The organism is Geoalkalibacter sp., from assembly GCF_030604225.1.
In the GTDB taxonomy this organism is placed as follows: domain Bacteria; phylum Desulfobacterota; class Desulfuromonadia; order Desulfuromonadales; family Geoalkalibacteraceae; genus Geoalkalibacter.
The window spans coordinates 35,808-60,247 of the sequence record NZ_JAUVWH010000001.1 but is presented as its reverse complement, the minus strand read 5'-3'; the positions used below and the strand labels follow the sequence as shown (position 1 = coordinate 60,247).

The 24,440-nt window shown below is 59.6% G+C and carries 27 protein-coding genes and 1 tRNA gene; 18 read left to right on the top strand and 10 right to left on the bottom strand.

All coding sequences use genetic code 11. From position 1 onward, the window contains the following. The first annotated feature begins 40 nt into the window (after positions 1–40). The 4 genes from QAT43_RS00315 to QAT43_RS00300 all read left to right on the top strand — a co-directional run bounded on the left by QAT43_RS00315 (position 41) and on the right by QAT43_RS00300 (position 3,343). Positions 41–1,345 carry a phenylacetate--CoA ligase family protein gene (locus QAT43_RS00315; RefSeq protein ID WP_305041021.1) on the top strand — a complete coding sequence of 435 codons (1,305 nt, stop codon included), beginning with the start codon at positions 41–43 and terminating at the stop codon, positions 1,343–1,345. A gap of 28 nt (positions 1,346–1,373) precedes the next feature. Then, on the top strand, positions 1,374–1,805 hold the full coding sequence (locus QAT43_RS00310) for an ACT domain-containing protein (RefSeq protein ID WP_305041020.1): 432 nt from the start codon (positions 1,374–1,376) through the stop codon (positions 1,803–1,805). A 60-nt stretch (positions 1,806–1,865) separates the two neighbouring features. Beyond that, on the top strand, positions 1,866–3,167 hold the full coding sequence (locus QAT43_RS00305) for a phenylacetate--CoA ligase family protein (RefSeq protein ID WP_305041019.1): 1,302 nt from the start codon (positions 1,866–1,868) through the stop codon (positions 3,165–3,167). Between the two features lie 99 nt (positions 3,168–3,266). After that, a tRNA-Pro gene (locus tag QAT43_RS00300) sits at positions 3,267–3,343 on the top strand. 125 nt (positions 3,344–3,468) lie between these two features. Here QAT43_RS00300 and QAT43_RS00295 read toward each other — a convergent pair. The 3 genes from QAT43_RS00295 to QAT43_RS00285 all read right to left on the bottom strand — a co-directional run bounded on the left by QAT43_RS00295 (position 3,469) and on the right by QAT43_RS00285 (position 5,832). Continuing rightward, positions 3,469–4,335 (bottom strand): universal stress protein, encoded by an 867-nt coding sequence (locus QAT43_RS00295; protein ID WP_305041018.1) that lies wholly within the window; start codon positions 4,333–4,335, stop codon positions 3,469–3,471. Positions 4,336–4,353: 18 nt separating this feature from the next. Beyond that, positions 4,354–5,421: an ACR3 family arsenite efflux transporter gene (arsB, locus tag QAT43_RS00290; RefSeq protein ID WP_305041017.1), complete on the bottom strand. Its 1,068-nt coding sequence runs from the start codon at positions 5,419–5,421 to the stop codon at positions 4,354–4,356. Between the two features lie 63 nt (positions 5,422–5,484). Beyond that, positions 5,485–5,832 carry an ArsR/SmtB family transcription factor gene (locus tag QAT43_RS00285; protein ID WP_305041016.1) on the bottom strand — a complete coding sequence of 116 codons (348 nt, stop codon included), beginning with the start codon at positions 5,830–5,832 and terminating at the stop codon, positions 5,485–5,487. A gap of 134 nt (positions 5,833–5,966) precedes the next feature. On the opposite strand from QAT43_RS00285, the gene QAT43_RS00280 reads away from it, so the two are divergent. Beyond that, entirely contained in the window at positions 5,967–6,569 is a 603-nt protein-coding gene (locus QAT43_RS00280) for an arylesterase (protein ID WP_305041015.1), read from the top strand. Positions 6,570–6,572: 3 nt separating this feature from the next. Here QAT43_RS00280 and QAT43_RS00275 read toward each other — a convergent pair whose 3' ends face one another. Further along, positions 6,573–7,049: a hypothetical protein gene (locus QAT43_RS00275; RefSeq protein ID WP_305041014.1), complete on the bottom strand. Its 477-nt coding sequence runs from the start codon at positions 7,047–7,049 to the stop codon at positions 6,573–6,575. Between the two features lie 161 nt (positions 7,050–7,210). On the opposite strand from QAT43_RS00275, the gene QAT43_RS00270 reads away from it, so the two are divergent. The 5 genes from QAT43_RS00270 to QAT43_RS00250 are packed head-to-tail and all read left to right on the top strand — an operon-like array spanning position 7,211 to position 10,621. Beyond that, positions 7,211–8,536 (top strand): protoporphyrinogen/coproporphyrinogen oxidase, encoded by a 1,326-nt coding sequence (locus tag QAT43_RS00270; protein ID WP_305041013.1) that lies wholly within the window; start codon positions 7,211–7,213, stop codon positions 8,534–8,536. Between the two features lie 5 nt (positions 8,537–8,541). Further along, the gene (locus QAT43_RS00265) at positions 8,542–8,763 is read left to right on the top strand and encodes a DNA gyrase inhibitor YacG (RefSeq protein WP_331517073.1); all 222 of its coding nucleotides are present in this window, start codon (positions 8,542–8,544) and stop codon (positions 8,761–8,763) included. Positions 8,764–8,777: 14 nt separating this feature from the next. Next, complete coding sequence (gene queD / locus QAT43_RS00260) at positions 8,778–9,149, top strand: 6-carboxytetrahydropterin synthase QueD (RefSeq protein WP_305041012.1); 372 nt, start codon at positions 8,778–8,780, stop codon at positions 9,147–9,149. Next, the gene (locus QAT43_RS00255; protein WP_305041011.1) at positions 9,121–9,882 is read left to right on the top strand and encodes a 7-carboxy-7-deazaguanine synthase QueE; all 762 of its coding nucleotides are present in this window, start codon (positions 9,121–9,123) and stop codon (positions 9,880–9,882) included. The genes queD and QAT43_RS00255 overlap by 29 nt, the downstream gene beginning before the upstream one ends. Before the next feature lie 19 nt (positions 9,883–9,901). Then, positions 9,902–10,621 carry a creatininase family protein gene (locus tag QAT43_RS00250; protein ID WP_305041010.1) on the top strand — a complete coding sequence of 240 codons (720 nt, stop codon included), beginning with the start codon at positions 9,902–9,904 and terminating at the stop codon, positions 10,619–10,621. Between the two features lie 11 nt (positions 10,622–10,632). Here QAT43_RS00250 and QAT43_RS00245 read toward each other — a convergent pair whose 3' ends face one another. Genes QAT43_RS00245 through rsmD form a run of 3 tightly spaced genes read right to left on the bottom strand, consistent with a single transcriptional unit; the run spans position 10,633 to position 11,921 of the window. After that, complete coding sequence (locus QAT43_RS00245) at positions 10,633–10,830, bottom strand: DUF1858 domain-containing protein (protein WP_305041009.1); 198 nt, start codon at positions 10,828–10,830, stop codon at positions 10,633–10,635. An 18-nt stretch (positions 10,831–10,848) separates the two neighbouring features. Beyond that, positions 10,849–11,346 (bottom strand): pantetheine-phosphate adenylyltransferase, encoded by a 498-nt coding sequence (gene coaD / locus QAT43_RS00240; RefSeq protein WP_305041008.1) that lies wholly within the window; start codon positions 11,344–11,346, stop codon positions 10,849–10,851. Further along, a complete protein-coding gene (rsmD, locus tag QAT43_RS00235; RefSeq protein WP_305041007.1) occupies positions 11,343–11,921 on the bottom strand; it encodes a 16S rRNA (guanine(966)-N(2))-methyltransferase RsmD in 579 nt (192 codons plus the stop codon). Before rsmD ends, coaD begins: the two co-directional genes overlap by 4 nt. A gap of 162 nt (positions 11,922–12,083) precedes the next feature. Here rsmD and QAT43_RS00230 point away from each other — a divergent pair, with 162 nt between their 5' ends. Continuing rightward, on the top strand, positions 12,084–13,217 hold the full coding sequence (locus QAT43_RS00230; RefSeq protein WP_305041006.1) for a deoxyguanosinetriphosphate triphosphohydrolase: 1,134 nt from the start codon (positions 12,084–12,086) through the stop codon (positions 13,215–13,217). 185 nt (positions 13,218–13,402) lie between these two features. Next, a complete protein-coding gene (locus QAT43_RS00225; protein WP_305041005.1) occupies positions 13,403–15,472 on the top strand; it encodes a putative bifunctional diguanylate cyclase/phosphodiesterase in 2,070 nt (689 codons plus the stop codon). Here the strand turns inward: QAT43_RS00225 and yhbY are convergent. Then, a complete protein-coding gene (gene yhbY / locus QAT43_RS00220; protein WP_305041004.1) occupies positions 15,446–15,769 on the bottom strand; it encodes a ribosome assembly RNA-binding protein YhbY in 324 nt (107 codons plus the stop codon). The genes QAT43_RS00225 and yhbY overlap by 27 nt on opposite strands. Before the next feature lie 151 nt (positions 15,770–15,920). On the opposite strand from yhbY, the gene QAT43_RS00215 reads away from it, so the two are divergent. Together QAT43_RS00215 and QAT43_RS00210 are read left to right on the top strand one after the other, a co-directional pair. Beyond that, positions 15,921–17,963 carry a sensor domain-containing phosphodiesterase gene (locus tag QAT43_RS00215; RefSeq protein ID WP_305041003.1) on the top strand — a complete coding sequence of 681 codons (2,043 nt, stop codon included), beginning with the start codon at positions 15,921–15,923 and terminating at the stop codon, positions 17,961–17,963. Between the two features lie 132 nt (positions 17,964–18,095). Then, the gene (locus tag QAT43_RS00210; RefSeq protein WP_305041002.1) at positions 18,096–18,443 is read left to right on the top strand and encodes an Hpt domain-containing protein; all 348 of its coding nucleotides are present in this window, start codon (positions 18,096–18,098) and stop codon (positions 18,441–18,443) included. A 4-nt stretch (positions 18,444–18,447) separates the two neighbouring features. Here the strand turns inward: QAT43_RS00210 and QAT43_RS00205 are convergent, their stop codons facing one another. Both QAT43_RS00205 and glgP read right to left on the bottom strand, forming a co-directional pair. Continuing rightward, positions 18,448–18,861, bottom strand: coding sequence for a C-GCAxxG-C-C family protein (locus tag QAT43_RS00205; protein ID WP_305041001.1), 414 nt, complete (start codon positions 18,859–18,861; stop codon positions 18,448–18,450). Between the two features lie 81 nt (positions 18,862–18,942). Continuing rightward, positions 18,943–20,667, bottom strand: coding sequence for an alpha-glucan family phosphorylase (glgP, locus tag QAT43_RS00200; protein WP_305041000.1), 1,725 nt, complete (start codon positions 20,665–20,667; stop codon positions 18,943–18,945). A gap of 237 nt (positions 20,668–20,904) precedes the next feature. On the opposite strand from glgP, the gene QAT43_RS00195 reads away from it, so the two are divergent. The 4 genes from QAT43_RS00195 to QAT43_RS00180 all read left to right on the top strand — a co-directional run bounded on the left by QAT43_RS00195 (position 20,905) and on the right by QAT43_RS00180 (position 24,416). Then, on the top strand, positions 20,905–21,804 hold the full coding sequence (locus QAT43_RS00195; RefSeq protein WP_305040999.1) for an ExeA family protein: 900 nt from the start codon (positions 20,905–20,907) through the stop codon (positions 21,802–21,804). Between the two features lie 99 nt (positions 21,805–21,903). After that, the gene (locus QAT43_RS00190) at positions 21,904–23,028 is read left to right on the top strand and encodes a hypothetical protein (protein ID WP_305040998.1); all 1,125 of its coding nucleotides are present in this window, start codon (positions 21,904–21,906) and stop codon (positions 23,026–23,028) included. Between the two features lie 94 nt (positions 23,029–23,122). Further along, on the top strand, positions 23,123–23,905 hold the full coding sequence (gene map / locus QAT43_RS00185; RefSeq protein ID WP_305040997.1) for a type I methionyl aminopeptidase: 783 nt from the start codon (positions 23,123–23,125) through the stop codon (positions 23,903–23,905). Between the two features lie 49 nt (positions 23,906–23,954). Then, entirely contained in the window at positions 23,955–24,416 is a 462-nt protein-coding gene (locus tag QAT43_RS00180; protein WP_305040996.1) for a pyridoxamine 5'-phosphate oxidase family protein, read from the top strand. Positions 24,417–24,440: the final 24 nt, after the last annotated feature.

Here is a 24,440-nt window from a genome sequence, read left to right as displayed (position 1 = left end):
GTGATGATTGTCACTCATCTCCGTCTTTAAGGGGTTTGCCATGATCTGGAACGATGAATTCGAAACCCTGCCGCGCGAGGCGATTGAATCCCTGCAATTCAAGCGCCTGCGCCAGACGCTGGAGCGGGTCAATGCCACGGTGCCCTTTTACCGCGAGCATTTCCGCCGCGCCGGCGTGACGCCCGAGCAGCTCAAAAGCCTGGATGACCTGCGTCGCTTTCCCTTCACCCTCAAGCAGGACATGCGCGACAACTACCCCTACGGGCTGTTTGCCGTGCCCCTAGAGCAGATCGTGCGCATTCATGCCAGCTCCGGCACCACCGGCAAACCCACGGTTGTCGGCTACACCCGCCGCGACATCGACACCTGGTCGGAACTCATGGCGCGCTCCTTCGTCGCCGCCGGCGCACACAAGGGCGATGTCATCCACAACGCCTATGGCTACGGTCTATTTACCGGCGGTTTGGGTGCGCACTACGGCGCCGAGCGCCTGGGGGCCTCGGTCATCCCCATGTCCGGCGGCAACACCAAGAAACAGATCATGATCATGCAGGATTTCGGTTCCACGGTGCTGACCTGCACGCCCTCCTACAGCCTGTTTCTGGCTGAATCGGTGGCGGAAATGGGCCTCGACATTCGCGACTTCAAGCTGCGCATCGGCATCTTCGGCGCCGAGCCCTGGAGTGAGAAGATGCGCGACGAGATCGAGGCCAAGCTCAATCTCAAGGCCATCGACATCTACGGCCTGTCCGAAATCCTCGGTCCCGGCGTCGCCATAGAGTGTAACGAGGCGCAAAACGGCCTGCACATGTGGGAAGATCATTTCCTGCCGGAAATCATCAATCCCGACACCGGCGAAGTCTTGCCCGACGGGGAGAGGGGTGAACTGGTCATCACCACCATCACCAAGGAAGGCATTCCCCTGATTCGCTACCGCACCCGCGACATCACCCGCCTGATCGCCGAGCCCTGCATCTGCGGGCGCACCCACAAGCGCATCGAGCGCTTGAGCGGGCGCAGCGACGACATGCTCATCATTCGCGGCGTCAATGTGTTTCCCTCGCAGATCGAGAGCATCCTCATCAACATCGAGGGTGTCGAGCCCCATTACCAGCTGATCGTCGATCGGGAAGAAAACCTCGATTCCCTGGAGGTGCAAGTTGAAGTCAACGAGCGTACCTTCTCCGACGAAATCAAGGTCCTGCAGGAGTTGTCCAACCGCATCCGCAAGGAAATCAAGGATCTTCTCGGCGTAACCTGCAAGGTGCGCCTCGTCGAAACCAAGACCATCACCCGCAGCGAGGGCAAGGCTAAGCGCGTCATCGACAACCGGCCGCAACTCTGAACCAACCCAAAAAGGAGAGGGGAGAGTCATGAAAGTCGAGCAGATTTCCATTTTCATCGAGAACAAATCCGGTCGTCTGGCCGAAGTCACGCGGGTGCTGGGCGAGGCGGGCGTCAACATTCGCGCCCTGTCCCTGGCCGATACCTCGGATTTCGGCATCCTGCGCCTGATCGTCGACAAGACCGATACCGCCAAGGACGTGCTCAAGAGCAAGGGCTTTACCGTCAATAAAACCGAGGTGGTTGCCGTCGAGGTGCCGGATCGGCCCCTGGGGCTCAACAGCATCCTCCAGGTTCTCGATGCCTCGCGCATCAACGTCGAGTACATGTACGCCTTTGTCGAGCGCTGCGGCGAGAACGCCGTCATCATCTTCCGCTTCGACGATACGGAAGGCGCCATCCGCGTGCTCACCGAACAGGGCGTCAAGGTTCTGGTCGGAGAGCGTGTTTATTGCATGTAATTCAGTGTTTTAGGATTCTTTTTCTCGAAACCGCATAAGGTTTTCTCAGGAAGGTTCGGCATGAGGATCTGGGATCCCGATCGCGAATGCATGGCGCGTGACCAGTTGACGGCGCTGCAATTCGAGCAGTTGCGCACCACTCTTGAACGTGCCTATCGCAACGTTCCCTGCTATCAAAAAAAATTCCTGGATGCCGGCGTCAGCGCCAAGGACCTGCGGCAGCTTTCCGATCTGGCCCGTTTTCCCTTCACCACCAAGGAAGATTTGCGCCTCAACTACCCCTACGGCATGTTCGCCGTGCCCCTGCGGGAAGTGGTGCGCATCCATTCCTCCAGCGGCACCACCGGTAAGCCCACGGTGGTCGGCTACACGCGCAACGATCTCAACAACTGGACGGAGTTGGTCGCGCGCATGATGACCGCCGCCGGCGTCACCGCCGACGACATCGTGCATATCGCCTTCGGCTACGGCCTGTTTACCGGCGCCTTCGGCCTGCACTATGGGGCCGAGCGCATCGGCGCGTCGGTGATTCCCATCTCCAGCGGCAACACCGAAAAGCAGATCATGATCATGCAGGATTATCAATCCTCGGCCCTGGTCTGCACGCCCTCCTATGCTCTGACCATCGCCGATCATCTGGATCGCATGGGCTTGGGCGCCGACAGCCTCAAGCTGCGTGTCGGCCTCTTCGGCGCCGAGCCCTGGAGCGAGGAGATGCGCCGCGAGATCGAATCCCGTCTCGGCATTCTCGCCACGGACAATTTCGGCCTTTCGGAAGTCATGGGCCCCGGGGTGGCGGGCGAGTGCGAATACAAGTGCGGCATGCACATCTTCGAGGATCATTTCATTCCCGAGATCATCGACCCCGCGACCTGCGAGGTGCTGCCGCCCGGTTCCGTCGGCGAGCTGGTGTTGACCACCCTCACCAAGGAAGCCTTCCCCATGATCCGCTACCGCACCCGCGACATCACGCGCCTGCATTACGACACCTGCCGGTGCGGCCGGACCATGGTGCGCATGGAAAAGACCCGCGGGCGCTCCGACGACATGCTCATCGTCAAGGGTGTCAACGTCTTTCCCACGCAGATCGAGGAAGTGCTGTTCCAGGTCGAGGGCTGCGAACCTCATTATCAGTTGGTGCTCGACCGAGAAGGGCACATGGATACCCTGGAGGTGCAGGTCGAGGTCAACGAAACCATTTTCTTCGACGAGATGAAAAAGCAGCGGGAATTCGTCGGTCTGGTGGAAAAGCGCCTGGCCGCGACCCTGGGTCTGCGCGCCAAGGTCAAGCTGGTGGAACCCGCCTCCATCCCGCGGCACGAAGGCAAGGCCAAACGTGTCATCGATCGCCGCAAGACTTGATAAAAGCCTAAAGTTACAAGAGTTTTTTGTTTTTTATCGGGGGATTTTTCTGCTTGACATTTATCCCCGATTCCAACATAATCCCGACGCATTGGTTGACGGGGCGTAGCGCAGCCTGGTAGCGCACCAGCATGGGGTGCTGGGGGTCGGAGGTTCAAATCCTCTCGCCCCGACCAATAAAAAAGCATTGAGGCCGATCCGCGAGGGTCGGCCTTTTTGCATTTGGAGCGCGATGGCCCCGTGATTGTTCCTTCCTGGGAAAGGCGCAGGCGATCGGTCAGTTGGTCAAGGGATGATTAATCTAGGGCGCTGAGGGCACCAGCAAAACCGGCGTTGCGGCCTGGCGCGCGACGGTGTTGGCGACGCTGCCCAGCAGTGCTTCGCGCAGAAATCCCCTGCCGTGATTGCCCATCACCACCAGGGTGAAATCCTCGTTCCGGGTGCGCTCGACGATGGCTCTATCCGGCTTGCCCACCTCCCACGCCAGGCTCACCCGCGCTCCTAACTCCTCGAGACGTTTTTTCATCAAGCCCAGGCGTTCCTCATCCTTGGCCTGTTGCTGAACCATGCCCTGGCCGGAGAGATGGATCTCGGCGAACTCCTCATCGAGAACATGGAGCAGGGTGATGCGCGGGCGGTAAGCCTCGGCGATTTTGACGAGATGCTCGAAAGCGGCATAGGCGGCATCGGAAAAATCGGTGGCAAAAAGGATGTTGTCAAAGGAGCGTTTGCACACCGAAATGCTACAGCTCTCGCCCTCGCCAAGCACCTCGATGCGCGAAAGAAACACCGGCCGGCGGCTGACCTGCAACACGCGAAAGGAGATGCTGCCGAGCAGGGTTTTCACCAGACTGCGACCACGCGAGCCGATCAGGATCCAATTCGCGCCATGTTGTTCGGCCAGGGTGTCGAGTTCACGCGCCGGCACGCCGTAACGCAACTCCGGGGTCACCTTGATGCCCTGTTCTTCCAGAAGGCGCTGCTGGCGGGCGATTTGGGGCCGGACTTCGTCCATGAGTCGATCCTCGAGCCCGGGCGTGTTGGCCACATAGATGACATGAGCCAGCACCGCCTCCTTGAGGCCCAGGCTTTTGAATTCCCCCGCGCAGTGCAGCAGACAATCGGAGGCGGGAGAAAAATCCGTGGCGATGAGAACCTTTTCGAGCATGGCAGGCTCCTTTGCGCTTTATTCGACGCTAGGTTGCTGGGCCGATTGGAAATAGCGGCGTTGAAACCAGAAGGCCACATTGACCAGGGCGATCATCACCGGAACTTCCACCAGCGGCCCGATGACCGCGGCAAAAGCCGCGCCGGAGTGCAGGCCGAACACCGCCACCGCGACGGCAATGGCCAGTTCGAAGTTGTTGCTGGCGGCGGTGAAGGCCAGGGTAGTGGTTTTTCTGTAGTCGGCGCCGACCAGTCTTCCCATCCAAAAGGATACCAGAAACATGAACACGAAGTAGATGAGCAGGGGAATGGCGATGCGCACCACATCCAAGGGAATCTGGACGATGAGATCGCCTTTGAGGCTGAACATGACGACGATGGTGAAAAGCAGGGCGATGAGGGTCAGCGGGCTGATCTTGGGCACCACCTCGGCGTGATAGCGCCGGCGTCCCAGCAGTTTGACGCCGATGAGACGGGTCATTGCTCCGGCGAGGAAGGGAATGCCGAGATAGATGAACACGCTTTGGGCGATTTCACCGATGGTGATGTCGACCACCGCGCCCTGCAGGCCGAATAGGGGTGGCAGCACACTGATGAAGAACCAGGCGTAGACACTAAAGAAAATGACCTGAAAGACGCTGTTGAAGGCCACCAGGCCGGCGGCGTATTCCGTATCGCCCTTGGCCAGTTCGTTCCACACGATGACCATGGCGATGCAGCGTGCCAGGCCGATCATGATCAGGCCCACCATGTATTCGGGGTAGTCGCGCAAAAAGATGATGGCCAGTGCAAACATCAGTACCGGTCCGATCACCCAGTTCTGCACCAGGGACAGACCGAGCACCTTCTTGTTGCGAAACACATCGCCCATGTCCTCATAACGCACCTTGGCGAAGGGCGGATACATCATGAGGATCAAGCCGAGGGCGATGGGGATGTTGGTTGTGCCGATGGTGAAAAAATTGACGAAATTCTTGACCCCGGGAATCAGCCAGCCCAGGCCGACGCCGAGGGCCATGGCGGCAAAGATCCACAGGGTGAGATAGCGGTCGAGAAACGAGAGGTTGCGGGAAACGGCTGAAGACATGGCAGGCTCTCCGTCGCGGGAAAACAATTAATCCGCATTCGCGGATTTTTTAAAATAAAAAAATCAGTCGCAGGAAGAAGCGTCCTTGTGCGCGAGAAAAGTTTCCAGTGCCTGAAGATCCTGGCGTGCTTGAGGCTGCTTCACTAGGCGTTGGGTCAGGACTTGGTAAAGTCCTTCATGAAGCACCTCGGTAGCAGGCGCCAACTCATAGTACATCCAGACCCCCTGACGGCGGTCGGTCACCAGGCCGGCATTGCGCAGATAGGCCAGGTGACGCGATACCGTCGACTGGGGCAGGCCGAGAATGGACATGAGATCGCAGACGCAAAGCTCGCCACGGGTGAGCAAGGCAAGAATGCGCAGGCGCGTTTCGTCGGAAAGGGCTTTGAAAAGGCGGGCGGTTTGTTTCATGGCCGAAAAATATCCGCATAGGCGGATTATGTCAATCCGTCCCTCGTGTTTTTTTTCCAAAAAAGCCAGCATTTCGATTATGATAGGTTCTTTTTCAAGGCCAAAGACTCAAGGATCTTCAAAGGATGTCCACCATGAATAAAATTTTCCCGCTGCTTTTTTTCGTCCTGTTCGTCCTGGTCGGCTGCGATAGCACGCCGCGCCTCAAGCCCTTGCCCGAAGCAGCGGTGGTCCTAGCCTTCGGCGACAGTCTGACCTACGGCACCGGGGCGGAAGAGGGTGAAAGCTACCCAGAGGTGCTTGAGCGGCTGATCGGCAACAGGGTCATCAATGCCGGGGTTCCGGGCGAACTGACCAGTGATGGGGTGCAACGGCTACCCGGCGTGCTGGCCGAAGTGCGACCCGACCTGGTGATTCTCTGCCATGGCGGCAACGACATCCTGCAGCGCCGCGGCGCGGAAGAGTTGGAGGCCAATATCCGAAAAATGGTCGAGCTCTCCCTGCAATCCGGTGCCCAGGTGCTGCTTATCGGGGTGCCTCAACCGAGCATGGTGCTCAGGACCATCCCCCTGTATGTCCGTACCTCCTGGGACATGAAGGTTCCTCTCGAAGAGCACCTGCTGCCCGACATTTTGCGGGAGAATTCGCTGAAAAGCGATACGATCCACCCCAACGCGGCGGGCTATGCGGTTTTCGCCGAGAGAATCGCCGAGCGTCTGCGCTCGGCCAAACGCTGAAGGTTAGGGGGTGCGAAAAAGCGGCTGGTCATTCATGAAGGGCACCTTTTCCGCCACATGGCAGGCCATGCAGGCCTGGCGCGCTTGCTGAAAGGCCTTCGCGATGCTTTCGCCGTTTTTCTCCTTCAGTGCGGCGGCGAGAGGCTCCCAGGCGCGATTGAGAAAAATAGCCTCGGCATTGGCCCGGCGCGCGGGCCGTTTCATCAGGCCGTTTTCGATGGCGGTGGCGATCTTTCCCCAATGATATTGGGCGAGATCCCAGTTGCCGTCGGCGATGGCCTGTTTAACGTGGGCGTAGCGCAAGCCGGTATCCTGCATGGCGCTGGAAAAGCCGCCGAGATAATGTTCCAGCCGCTCGGCGCGGGTTTTTTCGTCCGCCCCGGTGAGCCAATTGCTGTCGCTGGTTTTGGTCAGCGATGCGGCGGCGAGGGGAGAAATCCCCAGCAAACAGATCGCCGAAATCCACGCGGTGAGCTTCATGTCAGCCTCCCTGGTCTGAAAGCGCAATGGGGTTGGTTGTGTTATGAACCTGGATAGGGCACAATTTTACCTGACTTTTTTGGCTTTGCCCGACGCGCGCGGGATGGGGACGGTTCAAAGATCTTTTTCCTGAAGGCTAAAGGGCGGGGGAGGAAACGACCTTGAGCAAAAAGTCCGTAGTGGTGATCGGGGCGGGCATGGCGGGTCTCAGTGCGGCACACCGGCTGCGCGAGAGTGGATGCGAGGTTCATGTTCTGGAAGCCACGAGCCGGATCGGCGGGCGCGCCAGTACGGATTTCGTCGAGGATTCCCTGATCGATCGCGGCGCTCAGTTTCTCTCGGACGGCTACGAGAATGTGTGTCGATTGCTTGATGAAATCAAGCTTCGCGACAGTTTTCGCCCCTGCAGTCCCTGGACGGCGGTGATCAAGGACGGCAAGGGGCGGGCGGTGAGTTCAAGTCGCCCCTGGAGTGTCAACACCAGCGGCTTGCTGAACCTGGCCGACAGCATGGCGCTGGCCACCGGCTCGCGCCAGTTGATGAAGGAGACAGGCGCCTTGCCCCTGGATGATTTCTCCCGCTGGCGCGAATTCGACGATCAAACAGCCGCCGCCTGGATTGAACGTCAATTCAATCGGCAGATTCTCGAATACGTCTTCGAGCCGATGCTGCAAAGTTTCTTTTTCCAGGAACCGGAAGACATGTCGCGGGCCCTGGCCATGCTGGTCTGGAATTTCGGCGGCAGGGACAAGCAGCCCCGGGCATTGCGCGGCGGCATGGAAGATCTTCCCCACGCCCTTGCCGAAAACCTCCGGATCAGCCTGCGCAGCCCTGTTTTGGGGATCGCGGAGAATTCTTCGCAAGTGCGAGTAATCACCGCCGAGCATGAATTGATCGCGGATTTCGCGGTTTTGGCGGTTCCCGCCCCCCAGGCGCGCACCCTGCGCGCATCGGACGATGAGGTGGAAAATCGCCTGCTGGAGACGCCTTACAGTCCGGCCCTGGTGCTTGCGCTGTTTGTCCCGGACGGCTTGCCCAAAACCGCCATGCCGAGCGACGTCCACGGGATCATGGTACCCCGCCGCGAGCGGCGCGTCATCGGCGGCATCACGGTGGTGACGCGCAAATGCGCTATTTATGTCGACCGGGGGGAGTTGCTGCAGGTGGTGATCGGTGGTGAAGCGGCCCGCCGTCTTCTCGATGCGCCTCAGGAAGACATCCTTGGAGAGGTCGTGCCCGAGATCGACTCGTATTTCCCCGGAATCAGCCCGCGGATCGATACGGTCAAAATTTATCGTTGGCCGGAAGCCGCTGCCTGCACGCCCGTGGGACGCTGCCGCGACATTCATCGCTATCGCAACCACGAGGGGCCGCGAAAAGTTTATCTGGCAGGCGATTACATGGGCGCCCGCAATGTGGAAGGCGCCGTGGAAAGCGCCCTGTGGGCGGCGCGGGCCATCGCGGCCCAAGCAATCGCCCGAGGGTGAGAAACATGCAAGATGTTTATCTGCAACGAGGCCCTGACATGAATCAAGGAACAACGCGGCAATTTCATTGTCCGCGCTGCCGCAAGCCGGTCGCTTGGGAAGGCAACCCCTGGCGCCCGTTCTGCAGTGAAAAATGCCGGCTGGTCGACCTGGGCAGATGGGCTCAGGAAGAATATGTCATCGCCGGCGAAAAGGTTTCCGAAGAAGAATCGGACAACAACAACTGACCAAGGATCTGTCCATGTATCATTTGACCATTCACACCCAATTTGCCGCGGCCCACAATCTGATCCATTACCAGGGCGACTGCGAGAACCTCCACGGCCATAACTGGAAAGTGGAGGCCACGGTCTGCGCCCGCGAGCTCGATCGCTCCGGGCTGGCCATCGACTTCAAGATCCTCAAGCGCGAAACCAAGCGCATCCTGGAACTTCTCGACCACAAATACCTTAATGAAATCAAGCCATTCGACCAGATGAGCCCGTCCTCGGAAAACATTTCGCGCTTCATCTACGAAAAGCTCTCCGAGGTGCTCAACAACGACAATGTGCGGGTGGAACGCATCACCGTTTGGGAATCGGACAATGCCTGTGCCAGCTACACCGCCGACTGAAGCCCCGCTTCTCGAGGTTTTTTCCTCCATTCAGGGCGAAGGCTTGCTGGTAGGCTGTCGGCAGATTTTTCTGCGCTTTGCCCAGTGCAATCTGAGTTGCCGCTACTGCGATACGCCTTTCGCGCCGACCTCGGAGTGCCGTATCGAGGATGCGCCCGGCTCCGGCGTGTTTCGCAGCCTGGCCAACCCCGTCTCGCTGGAAACCTTGGCCGCCATTCTCGACCATTGGCACCGGGAAGCGCCGCGCATGCATCATTCCCTGAGCCTGACCGGCGGCGAGCCCCTGTTGCAAGCCGAGATCCTGGGGGAATGGCTGCCGGCGCTGCGCGAGATCCTGCCCATTTACCTGGAAACCAACGGCACCCTGGTCGAGCCGCTTGAGGAGTTGCTGCCGCATCTCGACTGGATTTCCATGGATATCAAGCTGGCCTCGGTGAGCGGGCGCAAGACCCCCTGGGCAGCGCACCGCGAATTTCTCGCCCTCGCAAAGCGCAAATCCTGCTACGTCAAGGCGGTGGTGGGCGAGGACACCCCGGTAGCCGAGGTCGTGCGTGCCGCCCGCTTGGTCCAGGATGTCGCACCCGAGGTCACCCTGGTGCTCCAACCGTTGACCCTGGAAGGACAGGTGGGCATCGCGGCGCGCACCCTGCTGGATCTGCAACGCCAGGCATCGGCGGTGCATGCCAATCTGCGCATCATTCCCCAGACGCACCGCTTTGTCGGGCTCATCTGAAATTTTTTCCGAGGCCGCCATGATCCTGACCGAAATCACCATGCCGGAGTTCGAGGCCGCTCTGCAGCGCACCCGCACGGTGCTGATCCCCTTTGGCGCCCTGGAGGAGCACGGCGAGCATCTACCCCTGGGCACCGATACCATGCAGGCCGAGGATGTCTGCCGCCGCCTGGCCGAGCGCCGCCCGGTGTTTGTCGCGCCACCCGTGCATTACGGGGTGTGCCGCTCCACCGGGTGCCATCCGGGCACGGTGTCCATCACCACCGAAACCCTCAAGGCCCTGGCCATTGATCTGGTCAGCGACCTCTATCGCAACGGCTTGCGTTTTTTCGTGCTGATCAGCGGTCACGCCGGCGGCACGCACAACGCCGCCCTGCTCGATGCGGGGGAGGTTCTACTCAAGCGCTTGCCGGAAGCGCAGATCGCGGTGATCACGGAATATGATCTGGCGGCGGGAGAGGGGCGGGACCTGATAGAAACGCCCGGCGACGCTCATGCCGGGGAAATTGAAACCTCGCGCATTCTGCACACCCGACCCCAGCTGGTCAAAGGTTGCGGCCGCGCCGAAACACCCTCATTTCCCAAGGGCATCCTGGTGCGCGACAAACGCCGTCATTGGCCGGGCGGAGTCCACGGCGACCCGACCCGCGCCAGCGCCGAAAAGGGCTTTCGGATCGAAACCCTGGTGGTTGACGCGCTGGAGCGGCTGGTGATGCAACTGGAGGCCGCCCGGGACTGAACCCTGGGGCACTAACCCTTGCCGGCAACCCGGTTGAGTTCCGAGAGCAACGCATCGAGGTCAACCTGGTGCACGTCGGCACCGTATTCCACTTCCTCGTAATCGGCAATCTGGCATTCCATGCAGGACAGGCCAAATTGCTGAAAAACGGCCACCGTTTCGGGGTGGTTGCGGATAACTTCCGAGATTTTCATGTCCTTGGTGATCATGGGCGCCTCCAGGAATGCTCAACGGGGAAGACGATCGGCGAATTTTTTTTCCAGCGCCGCCTGCACCGGAGGCGGCACGAAGGAATCGACGGGGCCGCCGAGGCCGGCCACGGTTTTGACCACGGAAGAACTCAGATACACATAGGGCACCGAGGTCATCATGAACACGGTTTCGACCTCGGGATGAATGGCGCGGTTGGTCTGGGCGAGCTGGAATTCGTATTCAAAATCCGAAACGGCGCGCAGGCCGCGGATGATGACCCGCGCGCCGCGCGACACCACATAGTCCACCAGCAGACCCTTGAAGGTTTCGATGGTGACGCGGGGATCATCGCCCACCAGTGCCTTGATCAGGTCGATGCGCTCCTCGAAGGTGAACAAGCCGCTTTTTTCGGCGTTGCCGGCGACGGCGATAATGAGGTGGTCGAAAACCTCGAGACTACGGCGAATGATGTCGAGATGACCATAGGTGGTCGGATCGAAGGATCCCGGATAGACCGCGAGGCGTTTTTTCATTCCGGCGAACTCCCTTGCTCAGCATAGGTGTAAAAATGGATGGCCGTCGCGCCGTAAGTGCGTGTGTCGATCCGCAACAGGGCGCCCGCTGCATCCGCGACCGCCTCGCGAGCGCCGGCTTCCCCACAGATCAGGCCCCTGGCGCTCAACAGCCCCAGATTTGCGATCTGCCCCAGGGTCTGGTCAAGAAGACCGCGACCGTAGGGTGGGTCGAGAAAAATCAGATCGAAGACCGATTGGCCGGCCAGACGCGGCAGCGCCGCCGCGACCTCGCCTCGTACATGGGTAAGTTGCCCTTCAAAACGGCAGGCGCGGGCATTGGCCGCCACGGTTTGCGCGGCCTGCGGGCCGGCGTCGACGGTCACCGCCTTGGCGGCGCCGCGACTCAGGGCTTCAAGGGCCATGGCACCGGTTCCGGCAAACAAATCGAGAACGGATTTGCCGTGCAACTCGCCCAGGCGGCTGTAGAGGATGCTGAAAATCGCCTCGCGCACGCGATCCGGCGTGGGCCGGATATCCCGGCCGCTGAAGGTGGCGAGCCTGATGCCTCGCGCTGAACCGCTGATAATCCGCAAAACGCTCCCCCAGCTTGTCGAGTCAATGTCTAAATAATTGAAAATAATTGTGAAATTTAGCATAAGGGGCGCAATGGGTCAACCGCCCGTCTTTGTTTTTGCCCTTTTCACCCAGCCGCTTTATGCTAGGCCGAACTTTTCAACCCGAGGGAGTCTTGCTTTATGGAACGCCCCGATCTCGCGCCCTATGCCGCACGCAGCTCCGCCAGCCTTGGCCGTCGGCATGCCGAGCCCTTCAAGGACAACCGCCCTGCTTTCGAGCGTGACCGCGATCGCATCATCCATTGCGCCGCGTTCCGGCGCCTGGAATACAAAACCCAGGTCTTTGTGAACCATGAAGGCGACTATTATCGCACGCGCCTGACTCATTCCCTGGAAGTCGCCCAGATTGCCCGCGGCATCGCCCGGCGCATGCACCTCAATGAGGATCTGGTGGAAGCCTTGGCCTTGGCGCACGATCTGGGCCACACTCCATTCGGCCATACCGGCGAGGATGTATTGAACCGGCTCATGGCTCAACATGGCGGCTTTGAACACAATCGCCAGTCGCTGCGCATCGTCGAGGTTCTCGAGGAGCGCTATCCGGGATTTAGCGGTCTGAATCTGACCTGGGAAACGCGCGAAGGCATCATCAAGCATTCATCTCTGGGGAGCACCAACCCCGATGACCCGGCGCAGGACTATTCCCCAGGCCTCTGTCCGACCCTTGAAGCCCAGATCATCGACCTTGCCGATGAAATCGCCTACAACAATCACGATATCGATGACGGGCTCAAATCGGGATACATCCGCCTGGTCGATCTGGAGAATGTCGAACTTTGGCAAGAGACCTGGGCCCTGGTGCGCGACAAATTTCCGGGTGCCGATCAGAATCGGCTCGTCCATCAAACCATAAGCCATCTCATCGGCAACCTCATGAATGATCTGGTGGAGACCTCCACCCAGGCCATCGCCGCTTCGGGCATCGACTCCTTGGAGGGCGTGCGCAACCACGGGCGCAACCTCATCGGCTTCAGTCGGGACATCGGAGAAAAAAATCGTCGGCTCAAGCGCTTCTTGCGCGAGCGGCTCTACCGCCACTACAAGGTGGAGCGCATGCGCTTGAAAACGGAAAAATGCTTGACGTTTTTGTTCCAGACCTATCTGGATCAACCGCGCTTGTTGCCCTGGGAACAGCAAGAAAAATGCGATCTTTTTGGTCGGGAACGCGCTGTTTGTGATTACCTGGCCGGGATGACCGACCGCTATGCCCTGGATGAATTTCGACGCCTGACCGAGCCCTATGCCCCTGTTTGATCTGGAAAAGCGCGACGGAAAAGTCTCCCTAAACCCTTGCATTGCGAGCTCTTAGATGATAAGTTTCGGGTCATGAGAAATCTCTAAACGGTTTTGCGTTTCTCAAGGATGGGAAACGAGCCGACCAAGAGCCGTCCGTGCCTTGCCGAGCGGATGCGCGTTCAGGGATGGAACGCGAAAGGGATATGCGATTGATCCGCCCCATGCTCCGGCGTTTCTGCGCCGACAAAAAACGACTTCCCCTCAAGATCAGCCTCATTTACGCCCTGTTCGGGGTGCTGTGGATTTTTCTGTCCGATTCCCTGCTCGAATTCGTGTTCACCGATCCCCACTGGCACTATCGCGGCCAGACCCTGAAAGGCTGGATTTTCGTGCTGGTGTCGGCGGGTTTGCTGTTCGGCGTCATCGAGCACTATCGACGCGCCCTGTTCCGCACGGAAGAGTCCCTCGATGAACTGGTCCAGGGAGTGTCCGCGGCTACCGGCGAAGCCTTCTTCAGTCTTTTGACGCAGAGCCTGTGCCAGGCGCTCAAGGCCGATTACGCCTTCATCGGGGAACTGACGGGAGAAAACAACAGCCGGGTGCGGACGGTCGCGGTTTATTCACCGGAAGCAGAGGTGGAGAATTTCGAGTTCGTCCTGGCGGGTACGCCCTGCGAACAGGTGGTGAGTCGCGGCCTGGTCAGCCTACCTGCCGATGTCGGCGCTCATTTCCCGGCGGACTCCCTGGCGACGAAATTGGGAGTGACAAGCTATGTCGGCATTCCCCTGTTTGATGCCGAGGGCCGGGTTATCGGTCCCATGGTCGTTTTGAGCCGGCGGCCCCTTGAAGACCAGAACCTGGCGGTCAAGATGCTCAAGGTGTTTTCCCTGCGCGCGGCGGCCGAGCTGCAACGGGCACGTTCGGAGAAAACCATCGAGTACATGGCCTTTTACGATCCCTTGACGGGTCTGGCCAACAAGCGGCTTTTTCTGGATCGTCTGGAACATGCCTTGCCCCAGGCCCGCCGCGCCCAGCGGTTTCCGGCCGTCTTGTTTCTTGACCTCGACCGATTTCGCAATGTCAACGACACCCTCGGCCATGCGGCCGGTGACCAACTACTCAAGGAAGTGGGCCGGCGCTTGCAGCTCACCCTGCGCAAGGACGATACGGTGGCGCGCCTGGGCGGGGATGAATTCCTCATTCTGCTCCCCAATATCCGCCAGGCCGAGGACGCCGCGCAGGTCGCCGAAAAAATCATCGCGGCCCTGCGTCTTCCCTTTGACATCCATGGTTTTGAACTGCATCTGGCCGCCAGCATCGGCATCGCCATTTTCCCCTTTGATGGGGAAACGACCGACGGTCTGCTGAAAAATGCCGACACGGCCCTGAATCGCGCCAAGGAATTGGGGCGTAACAACTTCCAATTCTATCTGGCGGAAATGAACGAAAGCTCCCTGAGCCGCCTGGGTCTCGAAAGCCAGTTGCGCAAGGCCTTGGAGCGCGGGGAGTTGCGTCTGCACTTTCAGCCGCAATACGAGGTGGCAGGCACCATGCTGGTCGGCCTGGAAGCCTTGTTGCGCTGGGAACATCCCGAACGAGGCATGGTGTCGCCGGCGGAATTCATTCCCCTGGCCGAGGAAACCGGGCTCATCGTGCCCATGGGTGAGTGGGTGCTGCGGCAGGCCTGTGCCCAGAACCGGGCTTGGCAATTGGCGGGGTTCGCACCCCTGCGGGTGGCGGTCAACATTTCGGCGCGCCAGTTCCACCAGTACGACCTGGTGCGACTGGTGCGCAACGTTTTGGCGGAAACCGGGCTTGACCCGCAATGGCTGGAACTGGAAATCACCGAGAGCCTGATCATGCAGGATTCCCAAGGGGCGGTGCAGAAACTCTCCCAGTTGCGGGAACTCGGCGTCCAGATCGCCATCGATGATTTTGGAACGGGTTATTCCTCCCTCAGCTATCTTAAGAAATTTCCGATCCAAACCCTGAAAATCGATCGTTCCTTCGTCAAGGATCTGAGTCGCAACCGCGACGATGCGGCCATTGTCGATGCCGTCATCGCCCTGGCCCATTCCCTGGGCATGGATGTGGTGGCCGAAGGCGTCGAAACCGTCGACCAGCTCCACCTGTTGCATGGCAAGAAATGCAACCGCGTGCAGGGCTTCTTCTTTCATCCGCCGCTGCCCGGCGAGGCGGTGACCCTGCTTCTGGAGAAGTTGTCTACCGCGAGGGACGAAGGGGAATCATCCCTTCTTTGCAGCGCCCTTTGAAGGGGCGGGCAATTCGATGCGTTTCTTTTCGCTCGCGCGATAGAGCAAAATGGTGTTGCCCAACACCTGCGCCACGCAGGCACCGGCGCGGCGCGCCAGTTCCTCGGCGACTTCGTGCCGATCGAGCAGGCAACCCTTCTGGATTTTTATTTTGATCAGTTCATGGGCCTCCAGATTTTCCTCGACGCTGCGCAGCAGGTTTTCGTCGAGTTCCTCCTTGCCCACCATGATAATCGCATTGAGATGATGCCCCAGGGCGCGCAAATGGCGCGCTTGCTTGCCGGTCAGCTTTTGCATGAGAGTCCTCGGGTTGTTAAGGGATTTCAAACACCGAGATTTTCTAGCACGGCGGGGAGCAGCCGCACAAGGGAAGATTCCTCGGATTGACAAATGAACTTGGTGAGATAGTGTTAATCGCGGTGCGCCCAATTCCTTATCCCGGATTCCTATGCGCAAGCCATTTTTTCTGTCGCGAAACATCTTTCATGGCTTGATCCCCGCATCCTGGGCGATGGCCCTCAAGATTTCCTGCGGCTATCTTCTGGCCGGATTGCTGTGGGTTCTGCTCTCCGATCGACTCCTGAACCTGTTTGTTTCCGACCTGCGCACCCTCAGCCTGCTGCAAACCTTCAAGGGCCTGATTTTTATCCTCGTCACGGCTCTGCTGCTGTTTTTGCTGCTCTGGCGCCATTTTACCCGCCTGCGCCGGGCCGAGGAGCAGATCGCCCTGGCCGCGCAGGGGGTTTCATCCTGCGTCGGCGATGCCTTTTTCACCTCCCTGGTGGCCTATCTGGCCCAGGTGCTGGAAACCGATTGCGCCCTGGTGGCGACCATCGACGAGGCCGAGGCGCATCAGGTTCAGACCATTGCCCTGTGGCGCGATGGACGGCTCGAGGACAATCTCGCCTATTCCCTGGAGGGCAGCCCCTGCTCCGCTCTTCTGGACAAGGAGGTGTGTTGGTGTCCGAAGGGTGTCAAGACCAAGCAGAAACCGGGGCATCCCTTCTGCGGCATGGGTGTGGAAAGCTGTTTGGCCATGGGTCTGCGCGACGTCCAGCAGCGCCTGATCGGTGTCGTCATGGTCTTGTCGCGACGTCCCATGGGGCAAAGGCGCACCGCCGAATCCCTGCTGCGGATCTTCGCCACGCGTGCGGCGGCCGAACTGGAGCGTAAGGCCGCGGAGCAAAAAATCGCCCACATGGCGTTTTTCGATCCCTTGACCGATTTGCCCAACCAGCAATTGTTTCGCGATGAACTCGAAGCCGCTCTGCTGCGGGCTCGCCGGCAGCAATCCTCCCTGGCCCTGATCTATTTCGATTTCGACCGGTTCAAAACCATCGTGCGGTCCCTGGGCCACCTTTACGGGCAATGGGTACTGCGACAGACCGCGAGCAAACTCAAGGAGAACCTCGGACCCCGCGAAATTCTCGCGCACTTGGGCGGTGATGAATTCGGGGCTGTTCTACCCGATGTCAGCGCCGCCGCGGATGTCGAAATCGCCATTGAACGGCTGCTGAAGCCCCTCGGTGCTCCCATGAACATCGTCGGCCATGAACTCTACGTGACCGCCAGCGTGGGGGTGGCGCTTTTTCCCCACGACGGGGGGGATGTCGAAACCCTGCTGCGCCATGCCGACGTCGCCATGAGCCGGGCCAAGGCCATGGGGCGCAACAACGTGCAGTTCTACAACCCGGAGATGAGCCGCCATTCCTTTCAACATCTGGTCCTGGAAAATCGCCTGCATCGCGCCCTGGAACGCGAGGAATTCATCCTGCTCTATCAGCCGCAACTTGATCTCGCCACCGGCGCCCTAAGCGGCATGGAGGCCCTGATCTGCTGGAAGCAGGAAGGGCGGGCCACCTTTTCTCCGTCGCAATTCATCCCCCTGGCCGAGGAAACCGGGCTCATCGATCCCCTGGGAGAGTGGATTTTGTTCACCGCCTGCAGCCAGAATGTGGCCTGGCAAAAAGCCGGCTTGCCGCCGCAGAGAGTCGCGGTCAATGTCTCGGCGCGGCAGTTCTACCAGCGCGACATCGTCGCCCTGGTGGCGCGGGTGCTGCGGGAGACCGGACTCGACCCGCGCTGGCTGGCCCTGGAAATCACCGAAAGCATTCTTTTTCAGGATATCGCCGAAACCACGGTGACCCTGGAGAAACTGCGCGACCTGGGCGTTCATCTGATCATCGATGATTTCGGCACCGGCTATTCCTCCCTGACGTATCTGCGAAATTTCCCCATGGGCACGCTCAAGGTCGACCAGTCGTTCATCGCCGGAGTGCCCCAGGATCCAGGAGCTTGCACCATCACCACGGCCGTCATAGCCATGGCCCATCACCTGCGCATGACGGTGGTCGCCGAGGGCGTGGAAAAGGAAGAACAGAAGGAATTTCTCGTGAACGCCGGTTGTGAAAAAATACAGGGGTTTCTCTATAGCCCGCCCTTGCGGGCCGAGGATTTCGCGACACTGCTGAGGCGTAGCAGCGCGGCCTGAAAAATGAGGGGCCGCACCCTGCACGCAAACTTTTATGGTATAAGTTGTGATCGGTTGCCGCTCGGGCAAGACAGCGAGGACGGGTTCTTTCGCTTTAAATGGTTTGTTTTTTCCCATCGGGGGGAGCGACTTATGCCAGATGACGTCAACATACCGGCCGATCTCTCGGATCTGCTCGAGGATCTGGCAGGGCAGGAAGGGGCCATCAAGGACCTCATCAATCAGTTCAACCAGGATGCGCCGCGCTATCTCGCGCAATTGCGCGAGGCCGTGGAAAAGGACGACGCCCGCGGTCTGGAGCAGGTCGCCCACCGCCTGAAAAGCCTGCTCGGCATTTTTCAGGCCATGAACGCCTATGGAATGGCTGAAAGACTTGAGGACTGCGGGCGAAGCAATTGCTGGAACGAGGTCCGGAACCTGGTTGACGAGTTCGATGCGGAGCTCGCACGGGTTCGCGACTATCTGGCGGGTTTTTTATAAGGGTTCATTCTTCATGAAGCAGGCGCGCCACCATTTGGGCGGTCTCCTCGGTGATGCGCCGACAGTGGTCGAGGTGATCGCGACTTTTCCAGACAAACCCCTTGGTGAGGCCTGAACAGCAGGTCATCCGACGCTGTTTCTTGAATTCCTCCACCAGGCGCGCGGCCAGGTCGCCACGGTCGAGGTGGGAGAGGGCCATCACGCCCCCCGTCACCGCTCCGCACAGACACTTGCTCCCGCCGATGCCCCCGCCAAAGGCTTTCGCCATTTTCATGAGCCCTGGATCGTCATTGCCCGTCGTGGCTTCAAACACCGCCTGAGCGCAGTTGTATCCCGAGGCATAGAGCGCACCGGCTTTTTCGCCCGCCGACGCATTGAGGGGAATTTTCTTTTTAAAACGAAGTATTTTGCCGATCACATCTCATCCTTTTTCTTGATTTTTTTCGGTCCTTGGTTCCGTTATTTTGAGAATCATGACGCAAAAAGTCAAGGATAGGTCTCAGCGAATATAGGCTTCCGTCACATAGCGGCGCATCATGACGTGGGTGTTGAAGTAGTAGGCGTTTTTGCCGATGGCATTTTTCATGACCCGAACCCACCCCGGTCGATTGCCGGTGTAAAGGGGCAGGATGGTGTTCTCCAGCTTTTGGTAAAGATCCTCAACATCTTCGTGATTGTCGCCGTTGCCGGTGGTGCTGTTCTCGGTCGGCAGTGGCCCGATGGACCAGCCCGTCACCCCCTCGATATGCCCTTCGATCCACCAACCGTCGAGCACGCTGAAGTTGGGAACGCCGTTGATCGCCGCTTTCATGCCGCTGGTGCCCGAAGCTTCCAGGGGGCGCACCGGCGTGTTAAGCCAGAGATCGACGCCGGGGACCAGCCGATAGGCTACATCCATGTTGTAGTTTTCCAGATAGACCACGCGAATGCGGTCCTTGAGGGCGGCGATTTTTTCGTGAATGCGATGAATCATTTCCTTGCCGGGCAGATCCTTGGGGTGGGACTTGCCGGCGAAGACCAACTGCAGCTTGCCGTCGCCGATAGCCAGCAGACGCTCCAGATCGCTGAAAATCAGATCGGCGCGCTTGTAGGTGGCTGAGCGCCGGGCAAAGCCGATGGTCAGAAGATCGGGATCGAAGCGCCGGCCGGTGGTTTCCTCGATGTACATAAAGAGAAACGCCTTGGCTCCCATGTGCGCCTCCCAGATCTCCTCATCGGGAATGTTGTCGACCCGCACCAGCAATTCCGGTTCGTTGGCCCAGCCGGGCAGATATTTGTTGTAAACCTGCACGAAAAACGGCGAGGTCCAGGTGAAGGAGTGGATGCCGTTGGTGATAGCGTGGATTTTGAATCCGGGAAACAGGGATTTGGAAATTTCGCCATGCTTCTTGGCCACGCCGTTGACGAATTTGCTCAGATTGAGCGCCAGCAGCGTCAGATTGAAGGCGTCGTTGCCGGTCAACTGCTTGAGCAGGGAAAAGGGCACGATATCGGGCAGGATACGCTCGACCATGTCCCAAGGGAACTTGTCGTGGCCGGCATCGACCGGGGTGTGAGTGGTGAACACGCACAGATCCTGAACCCGGTGAAGATCCCAGGCGGCACGTTCCTCGTTGGGATCATCGACGCGCCCGCGGGTGTTGCTCAGCAATTCCAGGGTGAGCATGGCCGCGTGGCCTTCGTTCATGTGGTATTTGCGGATGTTGAAATTGAGGGCGCTGAGCATGCGCGCGCCGCCGATGCCCAGGATGATCTCCTGCTTGAGCCGGTATTCGAGATCGCCGCCGTAGAGATAGTCGGTGAGATGGCGGTCTTCCTCGGCGTTGCCCGGAATGTCGGTATCGAGAAACAAGACTGGAACCACCCCCCCGGCGGGGCTTTTCACGCGGTAGAGCCAGGGCTGGATTTTCACGTCCCGGCCCTCGATGGGCACCAGGGTTTTCACCGACAGCAGGTCCAGATGGCGCTCGGGGCTCCATTCCACCGGAAATTCACGCTGCCAGCCATCCCGGTCGATCTGTTGGCGAAAATAGCCCTTGCGATGAATCAGGGTCACCGCCACCATGGGCAGCTCCAGGTCGGCGGCGCTCTTGATGGTATCGCCGGCGAGGATGCCCAGTCCGCCGCTGTACGTGGGGATTTCGGCCGAAAGGCCGATTTCCATGGAAAAGTAGGCGATACGTGGTTCCCAGGTGAATTTTTTCCAGGCGTTGTGTCTGTCCATGACCGCTCAAGTCCTCCACTCAAGGGGAAAACCCTTATAGAATAGCAGGATTCGCCAGGGGCTCGTGGAAGAATCCGCATTTTTACGCCATTGCCCAGCGCAGGGTTCACACGCCTATCGAAGTCTGGGCATCTGCTGATTTGTTCTTGAAATACGGCCGGATCTATGGGAAATTGGCGGAGTTTTCCATTTCTCCCTCCATCCTCGGGTTGGCCCCGAAACTTTCGCTGAGTCGCTATGTATCTCGATTTTTACGGGCTGAAGGAAAAGCCGTTCACCATTACGCCCAACCCGAAATTCATCTACCTGAGCAAGAACCATAAGGAGGTTTTTGCCCATCTGCTTTACGGGGTGCAAAATCAGGCGGGATTCGTGGTGGTCACGGGCGAGGTGGGCACGGGAAAGACCACGGTTCTGCGCACGCTTCTGGGCGAGCTGCTGGAAGATCACTACCGCCTGGCTTTTATCTTCAATCCCTGCCTCTCCGCCCTGGATCTGCTGCGCAACATCAATCGCGAATTCGGCATCGACACGCAGGGCGAGAGCAATTCAGCGCTGCTCGACAGCCTCAACGCCTTTCTCGTGGAACAGCGTGCCGCGGGGCGGACCGTGGTACTCGTCATCGACGAGGCGCAAAATCTCGAACCCGCGGTTCTGGAACAGATCCGCCTGCTGTCCAACCTGGAAACCGAGACGGACAAGCTCATTCAGATCGTTCTCGTCGGCCAGCCGGAACTCAAGGACATTCTTTTGCGTTCCGACCTGCGCCAGCTCAACCAGCGCATTACGGTCCGCTACCACCTCAAGCCCATGGATTACACCGACACCTGCGATTACATCACGCACCGTCTGCGCGTGGCGGGCGGCACGCATCAGCGGGTTTTCGGCGAAGGCGCGCTGAGAAAAATCTTCGCGTTCTCCAAGGGCTATCCCCGCTTGATCAATATCCTCTGCGACCGCGCCCTGCTTGTCGGCTTTGCCGAAGGCTGCCGGGAAATCGACGCGCGCATGATCCAGACGGCCATCGGCGAACTGGGCTATCCGCGCAAAGCACTTCCCGGGCGACCCGTCATGTGGTTCGGGGGGGTGGCGGCGGTGGTTGTCGTTGCGGTTCTGGGCTTTTTCCTGAGCCATTGAAGCACCCGCGACCCGCTTTTCAAACACATCGTTCAGAACACCCGGCCTTTTCTCAAGGCGCGCCCACAAACGGGCCGGTGAAACAGGGAGACATCGTTTATGAGTTCCATTCTCAAGGCCCTGAAAAAACTCGAGGAACAAAAAGCCAACAAGGAAGAGGGGGCCGTCAATATCGCGCGCGATATTCTGCGCACCAGTCGCAAAGCCAAGAAAATCGAGAACTGGATTCTGCCGACCGCCATCGCTGCCCTGCTGCTGACAGCGGGCATGGGCGGCTACGTGCTCTTCGGCGGGTTTTCTTCGCCCAAGCCCGAAGAAGTCGCCATACCGGCGCCGCCCGCAGAGGTTGCCGCAACGCCCGCCACGCCGGTGGTTGACCGTCCCGAAATGCTTTTTTCCGCCGGAGAAAACCAGCCGGCACCGGCGGAAGAGGGCAGCGCCACCGCCACCGCCGATGAATCCGTCGCGGTTGTCGCCGAGCCTGGGGCATCGGAAGTCACCACGGCCCAGCAGGAAACCGCCGCAGCCCTCAAGGACACGGCCCAGGCCCTGAAGGACACCGCCGAAGCTCTCAAGGACAAGGTGGTTTTCCCCAAGGAAGTGGTGGTGGTGTCACCGGACAAAACCGAAACCGGTCGCGCCGACACCCTGGTGGCCGTTCGTGAACCCGCACCCGCACCGGCCAAGCCCGTTGCTGCGACTCCCAAGCCGGCGGCCAAGGCCGAAACCAAGTCGCCCGCGACAACCACATCGACCAGCGCCGCTCCCAAGCCCGCCGCGAAAACCGCGGCAACCGCGCCCAAGCCCAAGACCGCTCCCGCAACTCCGGTCGCCGAAGGTAACGTCAGGGTTCTCTATCGGGCCCCCGATGCCCCCGCATCCATCACCGCGCCCCGACAGGCGCCCGCTCAAGCCAATGTCTATCGTCCTTCCGGCACGGCCGTCACAACCGCCACGGCGCCCCGCCAGAGCGCTCCGGCAACCACGGGAACCACAGCGCGCAGCACCTCGCGCACCGCGCCCGTTTTGGCCGCCACCTTTCCCGAACTGCGGGTCAGCGAAATCCATTATCAGTACGATGTCAAGAACCGCCTGGCGGTGGTCAATGATCTGCCGGTCATGGAAGGGACCATCATCGAGGGGGTCAAGGTCGATCGCATCCTGCCGGACCGCGTTCGCTTCGCCCTCAACGGCCAGTATCGCGAAATCCGCCTCACTCAGTAATAACATTCCGGGTCCTTAGATCGCCAAAAAGCAGCGGAGAAGACCGCTGCTTTTTTTTCACAGTGAAAATCGGATCAAGCTCAGGGAGTTGTTTGTGAAATTGAAGTCCCCCGAAGATATTCAGCAGATGCGCCAGGCCGGTCTGCTTCTGTGGCACACCCATCAGGTCGCCGCGACCCTGATTGCTCCTGGTACGGTCACCAGCGACATCGACAAGCTGGTGGAGGAAACGATTGTCGCCGGAGGTGGTCTGCCCCTGTTCAAGGGAGTGCCGGGCAAGGTGCCCTTTCCCGCGGCGACCTGCATCTCCCTCAACGAGGAGGTGGTGCACGGCATTCCCTCCGCGCGCGTTTTGCGCGAGGGGGATCTGGTCAGCCTGGACATCGGCGTCAAGCTCAACGGCTGGTGCGCCGATGCCGCCGTGACCTACGCCGTGGGTCAGGTGGATGCGCAAAAGCAGCGCCTGCTTCAGGTCACCGAGGAATGCCTGGCGCGCGCCATCTCCCTGCTGCGGCCCGGCGTGCGCTGGAGCAAGATCGCCCTTAAGATTCAGAAGCTCGCCGAGCAGGCCGGGTTTTCCGTGGTCGAGGATCTGGTGGGCCATGCCATCGGCCGCGACATGTGGGAGCCGCCCCAGGTGCCCAATTTCTTCACCCGCAACATGCCCGACTTCAAGCTGCGCCCCGGCCTGGTGCTGGCCATCGAGCCCATGATCAACGCCGGCGCCAAGGAGGTGGTGGTGCGCCCCGACCACTGGACCATCGCCGCCCGCGACGGCAAGCCCAGCGCCCATTTCGAACATACCGTGGCCTTGACGGAAGACGGCCCCCTGGTGCTGACCTGCGGGCCTAACGGCGAAGGCTGGGGGATGGGGTAGGGACACGGCACCTGTCGGGCCGCGACCGATTTAGATACTAGGAAATCAAATGCAATCCGTCCGCAGAAAAGATCGCGCGATCAGCACTCTGGAAGCCGCTGAATTGCTTGACTCAGCCGAGTACGGTACCTTGTCGACGGTCGGCAAGGACGGGCAGCCTTACGGCGTTCCGCTGAGCTTCGCGCACAAAAATGGCTGCATCTATTTTCACTGTGCGCTGGACGGGCGGAAGCTCGACAACATTGCCGACAACCCCAAAGTTTCCTTTTGCGTGGTCGGTAAGACCAAGATCCTGCCGGACAAATTTGGGACCGAGTATGAAAGCGCTTTGGCTTTCGGCGTTGCCTCGGAGGTCTTTGGCGCAGAGCGCTACAAGGCCCTTGTTCTGCTGCTGGAGAAATATTGTTCGGACTTTATCGAAGAGGGAAAACAGTACATCGAGGCAAAGGACAAAGTGACAAGGGTTTTCAAAATCGGCATAAGCCACATCAGCGGCAAAGCCCGAAGGTAGTTTGTAAGGATAAAGCTAGAGACA

What these genes read in the sequence shown, in the direction of transcription:
- QAT43_RS00315 (WP_305041021.1), top strand. Translation starts at nt 41, where the DNA reads ATGATCTGGAACGATGAATTCGAAACCCTGCCGCGCGAGGCGATTGAA.
- QAT43_RS00310 (WP_305041020.1), top strand. Translation starts at nt 1,374, where the DNA reads ATGAAAGTCGAGCAGATTTCCATTTTCATCGAGAACAAATCCGGTCGT.
- QAT43_RS00305 (WP_305041019.1), top strand. Translation starts at nt 1,866, where the DNA reads ATGAGGATCTGGGATCCCGATCGCGAATGCATGGCGCGTGACCAGTTG.
- QAT43_RS00295 (WP_305041018.1), bottom strand. Translation starts at nt 4,335, where the DNA reads ATGCTCGAAAAGGTTCTCATCGCCACGGATTTTTCTCCCGCCTCCGAT.
- arsB (WP_305041017.1), bottom strand. Translation starts at nt 5,421, where the DNA reads ATGTCTTCAGCCGTTTCCCGCAACCTCTCGTTTCTCGACCGCTATCTC.
- QAT43_RS00285 (WP_305041016.1), bottom strand. Translation starts at nt 5,832, where the DNA reads ATGAAACAAACCGCCCGCCTTTTCAAAGCCCTTTCCGACGAAACGCGC.
- QAT43_RS00280 (WP_305041015.1), top strand. Translation starts at nt 5,967, where the DNA reads ATGAATAAAATTTTCCCGCTGCTTTTTTTCGTCCTGTTCGTCCTGGTC.
- QAT43_RS00275 (WP_305041014.1), bottom strand. Translation starts at nt 7,049, where the DNA reads ATGAAGCTCACCGCGTGGATTTCGGCGATCTGTTTGCTGGGGATTTCT.
- QAT43_RS00265 (WP_331517073.1), top strand. Translation starts at nt 8,542, where the DNA reads ATGCAAGATGTTTATCTGCAACGAGGCCCTGACATGAATCAAGGAACA.
- queD (WP_305041012.1), top strand. Translation starts at nt 8,778, where the DNA reads ATGTATCATTTGACCATTCACACCCAATTTGCCGCGGCCCACAATCTG.
- QAT43_RS00255 (WP_305041011.1), top strand. Translation starts at nt 9,121, where the DNA reads ATGCCTGTGCCAGCTACACCGCCGACTGAAGCCCCGCTTCTCGAGGTT.
- QAT43_RS00250 (WP_305041010.1), top strand. Translation starts at nt 9,902, where the DNA reads ATGATCCTGACCGAAATCACCATGCCGGAGTTCGAGGCCGCTCTGCAG.
- QAT43_RS00245 (WP_305041009.1), bottom strand. Translation starts at nt 10,830, where the DNA reads ATGATCACCAAGGACATGAAAATCTCGGAAGTTATCCGCAACCACCCC.
- coaD (WP_305041008.1), bottom strand. Translation starts at nt 11,346, where the DNA reads ATGAAAAAACGCCTCGCGGTCTATCCGGGATCCTTCGATCCGACCACC.
- QAT43_RS00230 (WP_305041006.1), top strand. Translation starts at nt 12,084, where the DNA reads ATGGAACGCCCCGATCTCGCGCCCTATGCCGCACGCAGCTCCGCCAGC.
- QAT43_RS00225 (WP_305041005.1), top strand. Translation starts at nt 13,403, where the DNA reads ATGCGATTGATCCGCCCCATGCTCCGGCGTTTCTGCGCCGACAAAAAA.
- yhbY (WP_305041004.1), bottom strand. Translation starts at nt 15,769, where the DNA reads ATGCAAAAGCTGACCGGCAAGCAAGCGCGCCATTTGCGCGCCCTGGGG.
- QAT43_RS00215 (WP_305041003.1), top strand. Translation starts at nt 15,921, where the DNA reads ATGCGCAAGCCATTTTTTCTGTCGCGAAACATCTTTCATGGCTTGATC.
- QAT43_RS00210 (WP_305041002.1), top strand. Translation starts at nt 18,096, where the DNA reads ATGCCAGATGACGTCAACATACCGGCCGATCTCTCGGATCTGCTCGAG.
- glgP (WP_305041000.1), bottom strand. Translation starts at nt 20,667, where the DNA reads ATGGACAGACACAACGCCTGGAAAAAATTCACCTGGGAACCACGTATC.
- QAT43_RS00195 (WP_305040999.1), top strand. Translation starts at nt 20,905, where the DNA reads ATGTATCTCGATTTTTACGGGCTGAAGGAAAAGCCGTTCACCATTACG.
- QAT43_RS00190 (WP_305040998.1), top strand. Translation starts at nt 21,904, where the DNA reads ATGAGTTCCATTCTCAAGGCCCTGAAAAAACTCGAGGAACAAAAAGCC.
- QAT43_RS00180 (WP_305040996.1), top strand. Translation starts at nt 23,955, where the DNA reads ATGCAATCCGTCCGCAGAAAAGATCGCGCGATCAGCACTCTGGAAGCC.